We start from the raw sequence: 12,658 nt of genomic DNA, 5'->3' as shown, positions 1-12,658 counted from the left end.
CTCGCGGCGAGGATGCTGACAGGGCTCCGCACAGCCTGGAACAAAGGCGCTTCGATGCTGTCGGGCGGGCTGAGGCCGTTGCGCCGCCTGCCGGACCGGTCGCTGCGACCGATCGCGCGGATCATGCCCAAGGGGCTCTACCCGCGGGCCCTCGTCATCGTCATCGCGCCGGTCGTGCTGCTCCAGTCAGTCGTTGCCTATGTCTTCATGGAGCGGCACTGGCAGACGGTGACGCAGCGCCTGTCGTCTGCAGTTGCCTCGGAGATCTCGACCCTCATCGACGTCTATGAGAGCTATCCGCAGGACAATGATGCGACCATCCTCGGCCGTATCGCCGAGGAGCGGCTCGGCATGGATGTCGAGATCCTGCCCGATACCGACCTGCCGGCCCCTGGCCCCCGCCCCTTCTTCTCGCTGCTCGACAGCGCGCTCTCGACCGAGTTGGCGCAGCAGGTCAAACGGCCCTTCTGGCTCGACACGGTCGGCCGCTCCAGCCTGATCGAGATCAGGATCAAGCTCGGCAAGGACGTGATGCGGGTGCTGACCCGCCGCAGCCAGGCCTATGCCTCGAACAGCCACATCTTCCTGCTCTGGATGATGGGTACTTCGCTGATCCTGCTCACCATCGCCGTGCTGTTCCTGCGCAACCAGATCCGGCCTATCCTGCGCCTCGCCGACGCCGCCGAGGCCTTCGGCAAAGGGCGCGACGCCGAGTTCCGTCCGCGCGGCGCCCGCGAGGTCCGCCGCGCCGGCAACGCCTTCATCGAAATGAAACGGCGCGTCGAGCGTTCGATCGGCGAGCGCACCATGATGCTGAATGGCGTCAGCCACGATCTGCGCACCATCCTGACCCGCTTCAAGCTCTCCCTGGCCCTGCTCGAACGCTCGCCCGATCTCGAAGCGCTCGAGAAAGACGTCGACGAGATGAGCCGGATGCTCGAGGACTATCTCGCCTTCGCCCGCGGAGATGCCGGCGAGGCCCCGGTCGAGACCGACATCCGCGCCCTGCTTGAGACCCTCAAGGCCGATGCCGAGCGCCAGGACCACCAGACTGAACTCACCGTCATCGGCGATCCGCTGGTCGTGGTCCGGCCCGATGCGATCCGGCGCCTGCTCACCAATCTGGTCTCGAATGCAGCACGCTTCGGCGACCGCATCGCCATCCGCGCCACCCATGATGCGCGCTATCTCATCGTCATGGTCGACGATGACGGGCCCGGCATCCCGCCGGAGCTGCGCGAGGACGTGTTCAAGCCGTTCTTCCGGATCGACGAAGCCCGCAATGTGGACGGCGGTGGCACAGGCTTGGGCCTCGCCATAGCCCGCAACATCGCCCGCTCGCATGGCGGCGACATCATCCTCGGCGAGTCGCCGCTCGGCGGCTTGCGCGCGACGGTCAGACTGCCGGTTTGAGCCGGCCGCACGGCGGGCGCGGTACCATTCCGTCGTTCCGGGGCGTTGCGCAGCAAAGAGCCCGGAACCCATGAACACCGGCCGCTATGACAAGGACGCAGCCATCGCCGCGCCCTTCCGGCAGCACCATGGTCATGGGTTCCGGGCTCACGCCTCCGGCGTGCCTAGGATGACGGGCAGTGGTTCAGTGGCTCCAAAGGGCCTTGCGGGCCGAGCTGTTCACCCGCTCGACATCGCTGCGGGAGAGCGCGATGTCCGACAGCGCCGCATCATCCATGCGATAGAGAGCCCGGGCGCTGGCGCGCGCCGTCAGCCAATCCTCGAAACGCAGGAACAGCCCGGCGAGTCCGTGCGTTGCGTGCCGCGAGGCGGAGAACGAAAGATTTCCTGTGGTGGTCCCGGCCGGCATATCGGCCTCCTGTGACTGAGCTTAGGCCTGAAAATTGGGGCTTGCAGAGCCCGGAAGCAAATGAGAACTTCTTTGCCTCAGCCCAAGCAGAACTTGGCCACGCAATGTCCCGCCGGCACCTGCCGCCCCTGACCTCGCTGCGCGCCTTCGAGGCCGCTTCGCGGCACCTCAACTATGAACGGGCGGGTGACGAGCTCGCCGTCACCGCCAGCGCCGTCGGCCAACAGGTCAAGACCCTCGAAGCCTGGCTGCAGCGCCCACTCTTCACCCGCCTGCCGAGCAAGGGCATCGCGCTCACTCCGCTCGGCCAGCGCTATGCCGCGTCGATCTCGCAGGTGCTCGACCAGCTCGACGAGGCCACCGCCCGGGCGCTGCGGCCGGACATGGCCAATATCCTGACGGTCAGCACCATGCCGAGCTTCGCGCTAAGCTGGCTGATCCCGCGCCTCGGCGTGCTCAAGCAGCGCCACCCCGAGCTGGAGGTGCGCATCTCGGTGTCGATGCACCTGACCGACTTTACCCGCGAGGATGTCGACATCGCAATTCGCTATGGCGAAGGCGCCTATACCGGGCTGCATTCCGAGCTGCTAATGACGGAGACTTTCTTCCCCGTCTGCAATGCAGCGCTGCTCGACGATCCCGAGCGGCCGCTGCGCGAACCATCGGATCTGCGCCACCACACCTTGCTGCACGAGCTTGCCGAAGGCATCCCGAAATATGTGACCTGGCCGCAATGGCTCGCCTATGCGGGCATCGACGATATCGATGCCTCGCACGGCCCGCGCTTCTCCCACACCTTCCTCGCCCTGCAGGCTGCTTCTTCCGGCCAGGGCATCGCGCTCGCAACCAGCGCCCTGATCGGCGATTATCTCGAAGCCGGACGCCTGGTGCGCCCCTTCGCGCAGCAACTGCCCGGCGCCTATCAATACTATGTCGTCTGCCCCGAAGCGGTGGCGGAGCGACCGGCGATCGCCGCCTTCCGCCGCTGGATTCACGAAGAGGCCGCCAGGCATGCCGAGCTGCGCTGAGCTTCCGCTTCAGCGTTCCGGCCGGATCACCGGCAGTTGCTGCAGCCGGGCGGCGGCATGGTCGAGGAACGCCCGCACCTTCGGCTGGAGATGCTGGCCGCTCGGCACGACGAGCTGGACCGGCGAGGCCGGCGGCTCCCAGTCCCGCATGACCCGCATCAGCGTGCCCGCCTCGATATCGGGCGCGACCTGATAGGACAGGGCACGCGCCAAGCCGCGGCCGGAGCGCGCCGCGATCAGCACCGATTCGATCTCGTTGACGATCAGGCGCGGCGCCACCTGAACGGTCGCGCTGCGCGCATCGCCGGCGAAGCGCCAGACCATGCTCTGGCCGGCGGCGATGCTGACAATGGTATCATGCCCGGAGAGGTCGACCGGGCGCTGCGGCGTGCCGCGGCGCTCAAGATAGGCCGGCGCCGCGACCAGCACGCGCCTGACCTCTCCAACCTTGCGCGCCACCAGCCGCGAGCTTGGCAGCGGGCCGATCCGGACGGCCAGATGCAGGCCCTCCTCGATCAGATCGAGATTGCGGTCGGCCAGCACCAGCTCGATCTGGATCTCCGGATGCAGATCGAGGAACTCGGCGACCACAGGCGTGACATGGCGCCGGCCGAAGGCAGTCGGCGCGGTGATCCTGATCAGACCGCGCATCGGCGCCGCCGTCACGCCGGAGAGCGACGCATCGTATTCCGCGAGGATATTGCGGGCCGAGGCTGCGAGCTCCCGTCCCGCCTCGGTTGCCATCAATTGCCGCGTGGTGCGGGCGATCAACCTGACGCCGGCGCGCTCCTCCAGCGCGGCCAGCGCCCGCGTCACCGCCGGGCGCGAACGCCTGAGCTGGCGCGCCGCGCCGGCGAGGCTGCCGGTATCGATGATCGCGACGAAGATGGCGAGCTCGTCGAGCCGGTCCATGATCATTCCGTCAATAGGAATTCTGATTTGCCAGCCTACCAGCTTTCGCAGCACATCTGAAACAATCAGAGTCCTCCCGCACAGTCGCGAGGCCCTGATGACTCAAGCCAAGATCACGCTCCATGGCACCGCCCTGTCGGGCCATACCCATCGGGTTGAACTGCTTCTGCGTGCGCTCGGACTCGATTTCGATTTCGTGCCGGCTCCCGCTGAAGTCCGTCGCAGCGAGGCCTTCCGCAAGCTCAACCCGCTCGGGCAGATTCCTGTGCTGCAGGATGGCGACCTCACTTTGGCCGACAGCAATGCCATCCTGGTCTATCTCGCCAGACGTTACGCCCCGGACAGCGATTGGCTGCCGCACGACCCGATCGTTGCCGCACAGGTGCAGCGCTGGCTCTCGATCGCCGCCGGCGAGGTCATGCACGGCCCGGCGATCGCCCGGATGATCGCGCAGTTCAAATACGAGGACGATCCGGTGAGGGCCGAGCGAGTCGCGGCTCGGCTGCTTCCCTTCATGGAAGAGCATCTCGCCGGCCGCAGCTTCCTTGCGACCGAGCATCCGACGCTCGCCGACCTCGCCTGCTATTCCTATGTCGCGCACGCACCGGAAGGCGGCATTCCGCTCGATCCCTATCCCGCGGTGCGGGCCTGGCTGGCACGGGTAGAGGCCCTGCCCTTCTTCAAGCCGATCCCACCCTCGCCCATCCCCGTGAAGGGCTGAGGCCATGGACGCCTCGCCCTTCCATCCCGGAGAGCTGGAGGCGCAGGCGCTGGCCGGCGAGAGCTCGCGCGGCGCCGGCATTCGCGACTTCATGCCGGACCAGCATCGCGATTTCTTCGCGCTGCTGCCTTATCTCTTCGCGGCCGGGCGCGATGAAAACGGCTGGCCGATCGCAACAATTCTCGCGGGTCCCGAAGGCTTCGTCACCAGCCCGACGCCGAACGAACTCGCGATCGCCGCCCTGCCCGCTTCGGGCGATCCGGCCGATGCCACGCTGAGCATGGGCGCTTCGATCGGCCTCCTCGGCCTCGATCTGCGCACCCGGCGCCGCAACCGCGCCAATGGCGTCATCAGCGAGCGCGACGGAAACGGGCTGACGGTCGCGGTGGATCAGAGCTTCGGCAACTGCGCCAAGTACATCCAGGTCAGGCAGCACGAGACCGTGCCGGTCGCCACGACTGCCGCCGAAGAACTGGGCAGCCTCGATGCGGCAGCCGGCGCGCTGATCGCGGAAGCGGACACGCTCTTCATCGCCAGCGGCTCGAAGAGCGGCCTTGATATGTCGCATCGCGGCGGCAGGCCAGGCTTCGTCCGGATCGCAGGCAACCGGCTGAGCGTGCCGGACTTCGCCGGCAACAGCTATTTCAACACCTTCGGCAATCTGCTGCGCGAGCCGGCCACGTCCCTGCTCTTCATCGACTTCGCCAAGGGTGACGTACTGCAACTGCAGGGCGTGGCGGAGGTCGTCTGGACCGGCCCGGAGCTGGCTGACATTAAGGGCGCCAAGCGCCTGCTGAAGGTGGAGGTGACGCGGGCCTGGCGGCGCAAGGCGGTTCTGCCCTTGCGCTGGAGCGAGCCGGAACCGGCGCCGACCACACTGGCAACAGGAAGTTGGCGGCGGGATCAAGCCGCCTGACTCCCGATCTCAGTAGAGACGCCCGCCCGCGGGCACCTCGAGCGAGGGGCCGATCAGCACGACCTCGCCATCGCCATCCGGCACGCCGAGGGTCAGAACCTCCGACATGAACTTGCCGATCTGGCGTGGCGGGAAATTCACCACCGCCAGCACCTGCCGGCCTGGGAGTTCCTCGGGCCGGTAGTGCTTCGTGATCTGCGCCGAGGATTTCTTGCGGCCGATCGTCCCGCCGAAATCGATCACCAGCTTGATTGCCGGCTTGCGCGCTTCGGGAAAGGGAGCGGCTTTGACGATGGTGCCGACGCGGATGTCGACCTTGAGAAAATCGTCGAAGCCGATCTGCTCGGCGATCTGCTGAGGCTCGCTCAAAATTCCTCCCAGCCGCGATCACCGCCATTGGCGACCTTGCGCGCGGCGCTGCCATGGCTCTGGACAGGCGCGGCCGCCATGGCGCGCGCCGGACGCGGCGCAGGCGCCGCTGCCTGCGCCATCTTGCTCGCCATCGCCTTCAACGCAACCACGTCGCCACCGAGTCGGAAGCGCCCGACAAGCGCGGCGAGCCTGTCGGCTTCCTGGGCCAGGGCCTGCGAGGCAGCGGTCGACTGCTCGGCCATGGCGGCGTTCTGCTGCGTCGCCTGGTCCATCTCGTTGACGGCGGTGTTGACTTCCTGCAGCCCAGTCGCCTGTTCCTGGGCAGCCGAGGCGATCTCGGCGACCAGCGAGGTGGCGCGGGTGATCTCGCCGGACATCCGCTCCAGCGCCGTTCCAGTCTGGCCGACCAGCGCCACGCCCTTCCCGACCTCGACCGAGGAGGCGGTGATCAGGCCCTTGATCTCCTTGGCCGCATCCGCCGAGCGCTGAGCGAGCGCCCGGACCTCGGAGGCGACGACCGCAAAGCCCTTGCCGGCATCGCCGGCGCGCGCCGCCTCGACCGAGGCGTTGAGCGCCAAGAGGTTCGTCTGGAAGGCGATCTCGTCGATCACGCCGACGATCTGCGAGATCTCCTCGGAGGATTTCTCGATGCCGCTCATAGCGGCGACGGCCTCGCGGACGATCTGGCCGGACTGCTCGGCCTCGCCCTTGACCTGGGTGGTGGCGAGGCTGGCCTGGCGCGCGCCCTCGGCGGTCTGGCGGACCGTCGCGGTCAATTGATCGAGCGCGGTCGCGGTCTCCTCGACCGAGGAAGCCTGCTGCTCGGTCCGGCTGGCAAGGTCGTCGGCGGCCTGGCTGATCTCACCGGCGCCGGCCTTCATGCTCTCGGTATTGGTCGCGATCTGCCGCATCGTCTCTTCGAGATGCGCCATCGCGGCGTTGAAGTCGTTCTTGAGCTTGACGTATTCGGCGCTGAAGGCGGCCTCGATCCGGTAGGTCAGGTCGCCCTCGGTCAGGCGCTCCAGGCCGGCGCCGAGCGCATCGACGACGATGGCCTGCTTCTTGGCCTCTTCGCTGCGCTGCGCCTCGTTGAGGTTGCGCTGCGTGTCGGCGGCCCGGCGCTGCTCGCCGGCATCGGCCTCGGCCTGCGCCTTCTCGGCCTCGACCTGCTGCTTCATCAGCGCCGCGTCGCGGAACACCACGAGCGCGCGCGCCATGCTGCCGACCTCGTCCTGGCGCTCCTGATAGGCGATCGGCGCCTTGAGGTCGCCGGCGGCGAGCGCGCTCATATTGCCGGAGACGGTGCGCAGCATTCCGGAGGCGCGGCGGCTCAGGAAGATGACAAGCCCGAGCAGCAGCAGCGCCAGCGGCACCAGGACGATCGCGACGTCGTTGATCAAGCCGTAGAACGAGGCATCGACGGCATGGACATGCATGCCGGTGCCGATCGCCCACTGCCATTTCGGCACGCCGACCACATAGGACACCTTCAGCGAGGGATCCTTGTCGCCCGGTTTCACCCAGAGGTAGTCGACGAAACCGGCGCCCTTGGTCCGGGCCGTGTCGGTCAATTCCTTGACGAAGAACTTGCCGGTCGAGTCCTTCAGCGGCGACATGTCGGTGCCGATCAGCTTCGCGTTCGCATGGGCGATGTTGAAGCCGTCATAGCGGATGACGAAAAAGTAGTTGCCGTCGTCGAAGCGAGCATTTGTCACGGCGTCGATCGCGAGTTTCTGGGCGTCGGCATCCTTCAGCTCGCCCTTCTCGACCTTCGCCACATAGGCGTTCACGGTGGAGGCGGCAGCTTCGACCGCGTTCTTCACCTCGGCCCGCTTCAGGTCGAGCATGTCGATACGGGCCTGGCTCAGCGTGACGGCAACGCTCGCGACGGCGACGATGGCGGCCAGAATCGCGATCAGCCCGAATGAGCGGCCGATCGACAGCGCAGTAAGCTTCTTCAACACAGACCTGTCGCCCCTCGCGAACGTGGTTCTTCACATTCGCGCGGAACGGCTAATGCCCGCTTAACGATGTCACTCTTTTGCCACAATCAGCAGTTGCTGAACGGCAACCCCTGATTGCAATCAGATTGCCGGCGCATAGTCGTCGCCGTCCTCGCCACGCATGCGCTCGCGCCTCGGTGTACGCTTGACGCCCGAGCACAGCGAGCGCGCAAGGCCGCGCAGCGGCGCCGTCAGCCGGTGGACATCCTCGACACGGGCCATGATCTGGCCTGCGGTCTTCAACTCGCGGTCGAGCTTGGCCATGGTGCGCGACAGCTCCGGCTCGTCGTCTTCCAGCCAGGTGTCGAGCACGCGCGCCATCAGCAGCGCCGCGCCACGGACACGCACCGAGCCGAGATCGTCCTCGGTCGGGATACCGGCCGAGGCGAGCAGATAGCGCCAGGAGTTCACGGAATTGCGCCCGAGCGCGGCGAGCGCCAGCGGCTGGCGCCGCAGATGCGGCATCAACGCCTTCAAGCCCGCCTTATAGGGCGCGAGCGCGTCGAGCCGGCGCATCACCAGATCGAAGACGCGCTCCTTGTAGGATTCGTCCATGAGATCGTCGGAGCTGCCAGCCAGCACGGCATCGTCGAGGATGCGGCCGAGACTACCGAGGATCGCGAGCTTGGACGGGAAAAGATTGCGCAGCTCGGCGAGGCTGATCCCGGCCTCGCGGGCGATCGCCGGCAGCTCGATCTCGTCCCAGCCCTGCGTCGCCGCCAAACGGAACAGCGCATCGACCACGGCGCGCCGCGGATCGGGCTTCGCGGCGGGCTTCTCGACCTCGGGGGAAACGGGTTTGCGCGCCATTGGCGTCTCTCCTGTCGCGAGCAGATGGGAGAGAAGCTAGGGCGCAACCGGGGCGGTTGAAAGGCCGCTTCAGCCGGAAAGCTCTTCGGCGCGGCGTTTGGCGGCAGCGACCGCGCGTCGCATCAGCGGCGCGAGGCCATTATCCGCCATCAGCACGTCGAGCGCAGCAGCGGTGGTACCGCCCGGCGAGGTCACGTTCTGGCGCAAGGTCGCTGGCGGTAGTGGCGACTGGAACAGCATCTCGCCGGCGCCCTCGATCGTGGCACGCGCCAGCCGCTCGGCGATCTCGGCCGGCAGGCCAGCGGCGACGCCGGCAGCCGCCAGGCATTCGACCATGTGGAAGACATAGGCCGGCCCCGAGCCGGAGACTGCGGTGACGGCGTCGATCAGCCCCTCGTCGCCGAGCCATTCGACCTTGCCGACGCCGGCGAGCAGCGCGTCGGCCAGTTGCCGCTGCGCCTCGCTGACGCCCTTGCCCGCGGCGGCAGCCGTGACGCCGCGCTGGACCGAGGCCGGCAGATTCGGCATAGCGCGTACGGTCGCGCCGGCATTGGGCAGGCGGGCCGAGAGGTCGCCGAGCGTCTTGCCGGCGAGGATCGAGATCAGCAGAGTATTCGGGCCGATCAGCGCCTGCACCGAGGGAGCTGCGGTATCGAGCATCTGCGGCTTGGTCGCCAGCACGACCACCTCGGCAGGCTTCAATGCGGCCGGGTTGACGCTCATGCCATGGGCGGCTGCGAGCGCCTGCATCTCGTCGGAGACATGCGGGTCGATCAGCGTGATCCCCGCAGCCTTCACCCCGATGCGCAGCCAGCCCTCGAGCATGGCGCCGCCCATCTTGCCGGCACCGACGAGGGTGAGGGTCTCAGGAAGCGGGCTGGCCATGGCGTCTCTCCAGTCGATGCACGGTTGCGCACGGACCTGAACCGCCAAGCAAGGCCCGGGTCAAGCCCGGACCCGGCCGAACCTCACGCCTCTCCGACCGTCTCCAGCAGCGCGCCCTCAAGCGCCTCGCGGGCGTTCTTGCCGGCCCAGACCACGAACTGGAAGGCCTGGTAGTAGCGCTCGCAGGCGTCGATCGCCGCCTTGATCAGGCCCGCAGCCTGCTCCTCGGTCGGCTCGGCCCCGCCCGAAAGCAGGAGCGCATGGCGATACATCACCACATTCTCGCGGCTCCACAGGTCGAAATGCCCGAGCCAGAGCTGCTCGTTGACCAGGCTGACGAGGGTCATCACCTCGTTGCGGCGCCGGTCCGGCACCCGAAGGTCGAAGGCACAGGCGATGTGCAGCGACTCGACTTCCCCGAGCCAGGTGATCGCGACATGGTAGTCAGCCCAGCCGCCGGTGACGGAGACCGAGAGCTCGTCGTCGCTGTCGCGATCGAAGCTCCAGTCGTTCAGCGAGGCGAGGCGCTCGACGAGATCGAGGGGGTTAGAGGGGCGTTCGGTTTCGGTGTCCAGATCAAGATCCATCATGCCCAAGGTCCAACAGCCGGCATCCTAGCCCTGACGGCAGGCGCGGCCTGTTCAAGAACGGGAACGCGGCGACTGGAAAAGCGTAAGGCACGCAACCCGACCAGAAGATCACTGGCGCGATCTTCGCTTCATCAGCCGGCTCGCAAGTAGAGCCTGCCGACGAATCACCTCTCTTCATCGACGATAGCTCAGGCGAGTCTGGAGCCCTAACAGAACCTGTGCGGTCCTGATCGAGTTCCTCGGCACCCGGTACGCGATGCAAGCTCTGCGGATTCGACGCCGGCCTCAATCCCTCACCGCGACTGTCCACAACGCGAACATGCCGGCGTGCCGCCGGCCGCTATTTGGACCCGGGCTTATTTGGATTCAGGCTTGGCCTCGAGCGCTGCCAGCCGGGCCGCGAGCTTGTCGTTCTCCTCGCGCGCCAGCAGCGCCATCTCGCGCACCGCCTCGAACTCCTCCCGGGTCACCACGTCGAGATCGCGCAGCAGCCGCTCGATCTGGGTTTTGACCACGGTCTCGACCTCGCGGCGCACGCCCTGCGCCGCGCCGGCGGCGTCGGTCGCCAGCCGGGCGATGTCGTCGAGGATACGGTTGGACGTGCTGACCATCGGAGCTCTCCGGCAGGCGCTCCATGCGCCCTCCCGGGAGATATGGCGAAGGAGCGCCGGGAGCGCAATCGCCGCGGCGCAGGCGGCCCGGTCCGGCGCTCATCCCGCCCTATCTGGACCTCGGGGATGGTTGCGCTTACAACGAGCGCCGCAGGGAAGACCAGCAATCCGAGCCCAAACAATGGGCGGGAGGCGTCATGTCGGTACGTTTTAACGGCCTCGTCCTGGGGCCGCTCGCTGCGCTTGTGCTCGCGGGCTGCCAGGAAACCACCACCACCGCGGCGCGTCCGCGTGTCGATGCGCCGGGCGTTCCGGTCTCGGTCCAAAGCATCTCGGGCGCGCCCGATCAGGTGACGGCGCATTTCGCCGGCCTGCTCGGCGAGGCCGCCGCCGAGCGCAAGATGGAGATCGTCCCCGGCGACAAGCCCGCCCGTTTCCGGGTGCGCGGCTATCTCACCGCCCAGCCGACCGAGGATGGCCAGACCGCCCTCGCCTTCGTCTGGGACGTCTATGACGAGAGCAAGAAGCGCGCCCAGCGGGTCCAGGGCGAGAGCCTCGGCCGGCGCGGCGGCGGCTCCGATCCCTGGGCCGGCATCGACCAGACCATCGTCGCCAAGGCCGCCTCCGAATCGGCGGATGCGATCGCGAGCTTCCTGACGACCGCGCCGGTGCCGGAGGCGAAGCCGGACGCCAAGGACAAGACCCGCACCGCCCAGGCAGCGCCCGACAAGAAGCGCTAGGGCTTTCTCGCTCGACCTGGAGCCCCCCGGGTCGAGTCGATCCAGGATATCCCGCGAAACGTGCACCGCCATTCGGTGCAGCGCAGCATTTGCATGGGGATGCCGCGCCTCTTTTGTCGACTCGGCGTCATCACGCTGTTATGAGCGCTTCGAAACTGGGCCGCCCCCGCTCGGACGGTTCGCCTTTTTCTGCGTTTCTGGTGCGCCCCGGCATGCCCTCTTCCTTCAAAGTCGTCGCCGGCAATTCCAACCGCGCCCTTGCCGAAGCCATCTGCAACCATCTCGACGTACCGCTCGCCCGGGCCCAGGTCCGGCGCTTCGCCGACATGGAGATCTTCGTCGAGATTCAGGAGAACGTCCGCGGCCAGGATGTCTTCATCATCCAGTCGACCTCGTTCCCGACCAATGACCACCTGATGGAGCTTTTGATCATTACCGATGCGCTGCGCCGCTCCTCGGCCCGGCGCATCACGGCGGTGATCCCCTATTTCGGCTATGCCAGGCAGGATCGACGCGCCTCCGGCCGCACCCCGATCTCAGCCAAGCTGGTCGCCAACCTGATCACCCATGCCGGCGTCGACCGCGTGCTGACTCTCGACCTGCATGCCGGCCAGATCCAGGGCTTCTTCGACATCCCGACCGACAACCTGTTCGGCGCCCCGCTGATGGCGCGCGACATCAAGGACCGGCTCGACTGGAAGAACGCCATGGTCGTCTCGCCCGACGTCGGCGGCGTGGTCCGGGCCCGCGCGCTCGCCAAGCGCATCGACGCCCAGCTCGCCATCGTCGACAAGCGCCGCGACCGGCCGGGCGAGTCGGAAGTCATGAACATCATCGGCACGGTCGAGGGCCGCTCCTGCATCCTGCTCGACGACATCGTCGATTCCGGCGGCACGCTGGTGAACGCCGCCGAAGCGCTGCTCGCCCAGGGCGCCAAGGAGGTTTACGCTTACATCACCCATGGCGTGCTCTCCGGCGGCGCAGTCGCTCGTATCGCCTCCTCCAAGCTGAAGGAGCTGGTGATCACCGATTCGATCATGCCGACCGAAGCGGTGAAGGTGGCGCGCAACATCCGCGTCATCTCGATTGCCGGGCTGATGGGCGAGGCGATCGAGCGCACCGCCAGCGAGTCGAGCGTCTCCAGCCTGTTCGATTGAGCTTTTGTAGCTTTTCCCCGCAGCGCTCATCCTGAGGAAACGCAGCCTTCGGCTGCTCCTCAGGATGAGGGCTGAGACTTGAGAAAGGACC

Annotated in this window: 14 protein-coding genes; 6 read left to right on the top strand and 8 right to left on the bottom strand. The window is 67.2% G+C overall.

Annotated features, from left to right (window positions below; translation table 11 throughout):
* The first annotated feature begins 12 nt into the window (after positions 1-12).
* A complete protein-coding gene (locus ACFPOB_RS04450; protein WP_377796227.1) occupies positions 13-1,413 on the top strand; it encodes an ATP-binding protein in 1,401 nt (466 codons plus the stop codon).
* Positions 1,414-1,597: 184 nt separating this feature from the next.
* Here the strand turns inward: ACFPOB_RS04450 and ACFPOB_RS04445 are convergent, their stop codons facing one another.
* A complete protein-coding gene (locus ACFPOB_RS04445; protein WP_377796225.1) occupies positions 1,598-1,822 on the bottom strand; it encodes a DUF1127 domain-containing protein in 225 nt (74 codons plus the stop codon).
* Positions 1,823-1,926: 104 nt separating this feature from the next.
* Here ACFPOB_RS04445 and gcvA point away from each other — a divergent pair, with 104 nt between their 5' ends.
* A complete protein-coding gene (gcvA, locus tag ACFPOB_RS04440) occupies positions 1,927-2,850 on the top strand; it encodes a transcriptional regulator GcvA (RefSeq protein WP_377796223.1) in 924 nt (307 codons plus the stop codon).
* A gap of 9 nt (positions 2,851-2,859) precedes the next feature.
* Here gcvA and ACFPOB_RS04435 read toward each other — a convergent pair whose 3' ends face one another.
* The gene (locus tag ACFPOB_RS04435; protein WP_377796221.1) at positions 2,860-3,762 is read right to left on the bottom strand and encodes a LysR family transcriptional regulator; all 903 of its coding nucleotides are present in this window, start codon (positions 3,760-3,762) and stop codon (positions 2,860-2,862) included.
* A 97-nt stretch (positions 3,763-3,859) separates the two neighbouring features.
* Here ACFPOB_RS04435 and ACFPOB_RS04430 point away from each other — a divergent pair, with 97 nt between their 5' ends.
* Both ACFPOB_RS04430 and ACFPOB_RS04425 read left to right on the top strand, forming a co-directional pair.
* Complete coding sequence (locus ACFPOB_RS04430; RefSeq protein ID WP_377796219.1) at positions 3,860-4,483, top strand: glutathione S-transferase family protein; 624 nt, start codon at positions 3,860-3,862, stop codon at positions 4,481-4,483.
* A 4-nt stretch (positions 4,484-4,487) separates the two neighbouring features.
* Positions 4,488-5,399, top strand: a complete 912-nt coding sequence (locus tag ACFPOB_RS04425) for a pyridoxamine 5'-phosphate oxidase family protein (protein ID WP_377796217.1) — start codon at positions 4,488-4,490, stop codon at positions 5,397-5,399.
* 9 nt (positions 5,400-5,408) lie between these two features.
* Here the strand turns inward: ACFPOB_RS04425 and ACFPOB_RS04420 are convergent, their stop codons facing one another.
* From ACFPOB_RS04420 to ACFPOB_RS04395, 6 genes are all read right to left on the bottom strand, one after another.
* On the bottom strand, positions 5,409-5,768 hold the full coding sequence (locus tag ACFPOB_RS04420) for a tRNA-binding protein (protein ID WP_377796215.1): 360 nt from the start codon (positions 5,766-5,768) through the stop codon (positions 5,409-5,411).
* Positions 5,765-7,732, bottom strand: a complete 1,968-nt coding sequence (locus tag ACFPOB_RS04415) for a methyl-accepting chemotaxis protein (RefSeq protein ID WP_377796213.1) — start codon at positions 7,730-7,732, stop codon at positions 5,765-5,767. The genes ACFPOB_RS04420 and ACFPOB_RS04415 overlap by 4 nt, the downstream gene beginning before the upstream one ends.
* 123 nt (positions 7,733-7,855) lie before the next feature.
* Positions 7,856-8,584, bottom strand: a complete 729-nt coding sequence (locus ACFPOB_RS04410) for a TetR/AcrR family transcriptional regulator (protein ID WP_377796211.1) — start codon at positions 8,582-8,584, stop codon at positions 7,856-7,858.
* 69 nt (positions 8,585-8,653) lie between these two features.
* Positions 8,654-9,469, bottom strand: coding sequence for a pyrroline-5-carboxylate reductase (proC, locus tag ACFPOB_RS04405; RefSeq protein WP_377796209.1), 816 nt, complete (start codon positions 9,467-9,469; stop codon positions 8,654-8,656).
* A gap of 83 nt (positions 9,470-9,552) precedes the next feature.
* Positions 9,553-10,059 (bottom strand): type III secretion system chaperone family protein, encoded by a 507-nt coding sequence (locus tag ACFPOB_RS04400; protein ID WP_377796207.1) that lies wholly within the window; start codon positions 10,057-10,059, stop codon positions 9,553-9,555.
* 356 nt (positions 10,060-10,415) lie between these two features.
* Positions 10,416-10,670, bottom strand: a complete 255-nt coding sequence (locus tag ACFPOB_RS04395; protein WP_137879867.1) for an accessory factor UbiK family protein — start codon at positions 10,668-10,670, stop codon at positions 10,416-10,418.
* A gap of 197 nt (positions 10,671-10,867) precedes the next feature.
* Between ACFPOB_RS04395 and ACFPOB_RS04390 the strand changes: the two genes are divergently transcribed.
* Complete coding sequence (locus ACFPOB_RS04390) at positions 10,868-11,410, top strand: hypothetical protein (protein ID WP_377796205.1); 543 nt, start codon at positions 10,868-10,870, stop codon at positions 11,408-11,410.
* Positions 11,411-11,622: 212 nt separating this feature from the next.
* Complete coding sequence (locus tag ACFPOB_RS04385) at positions 11,623-12,567, top strand: ribose-phosphate pyrophosphokinase (protein WP_377796203.1); 945 nt, start codon at positions 11,623-11,625, stop codon at positions 12,565-12,567.
* The last annotated feature ends 91 nt before the right edge of the window (positions 12,568-12,658 follow it).

The sequence above is a fragment of the Allobosea eneae genome (assembly GCF_042657265.1).
Taxonomy (GTDB): Bacteria; Pseudomonadota; Alphaproteobacteria; order Rhizobiales; family Beijerinckiaceae; genus Allobosea; species Allobosea eneae.
The sequence above is the reverse complement of the archived record's forward strand: the minus strand, read 5'-3'. Positions and strand labels throughout refer to the sequence as shown.

Excerpts from the sequence above, each read along its gene's own strand:
- ACFPOB_RS04400 (WP_377796207.1), bottom strand. The coding sequence starts at position 10,059 with ATGATGGATCTTGATCTGGACACCGAAACCGAACGCCCCTCTAACCCC.
- ACFPOB_RS04445 (WP_377796225.1), bottom strand. The coding sequence starts at position 1,822 with ATGCCGGCCGGGACCACCACAGGAAATCTTTCGTTCTCCGCCTCGCGG.
- ACFPOB_RS04390 (WP_377796205.1), top strand. The coding sequence starts at position 10,868 with ATGTCGGTACGTTTTAACGGCCTCGTCCTGGGGCCGCTCGCTGCGCTT.
- ACFPOB_RS04410 (WP_377796211.1), bottom strand. The coding sequence starts at position 8,584 with ATGGCGCGCAAACCCGTTTCCCCCGAGGTCGAGAAGCCCGCCGCGAAG.
- ACFPOB_RS04435 (WP_377796221.1), bottom strand. The coding sequence starts at position 3,762 with ATGGACCGGCTCGACGAGCTCGCCATCTTCGTCGCGATCATCGATACC.
- ACFPOB_RS04430 (WP_377796219.1), top strand. The coding sequence starts at position 3,860 with ATGACTCAAGCCAAGATCACGCTCCATGGCACCGCCCTGTCGGGCCAT.
- ACFPOB_RS04450 (WP_377796227.1), top strand. The coding sequence starts at position 13 with ATGCTGACAGGGCTCCGCACAGCCTGGAACAAAGGCGCTTCGATGCTG.
- gcvA (WP_377796223.1), top strand. The coding sequence starts at position 1,927 with ATGTCCCGCCGGCACCTGCCGCCCCTGACCTCGCTGCGCGCCTTCGAG.
- ACFPOB_RS04395 (WP_137879867.1), bottom strand. The coding sequence starts at position 10,670 with ATGGTCAGCACGTCCAACCGTATCCTCGACGACATCGCCCGGCTGGCG.
- ACFPOB_RS04425 (WP_377796217.1), top strand. The coding sequence starts at position 4,488 with ATGGACGCCTCGCCCTTCCATCCCGGAGAGCTGGAGGCGCAGGCGCTG.
- ACFPOB_RS04385 (WP_377796203.1), top strand. The coding sequence starts at position 11,623 with ATGCCCTCTTCCTTCAAAGTCGTCGCCGGCAATTCCAACCGCGCCCTT.
- proC (WP_377796209.1), bottom strand. The coding sequence starts at position 9,469 with ATGGCCAGCCCGCTTCCTGAGACCCTCACCCTCGTCGGTGCCGGCAAG.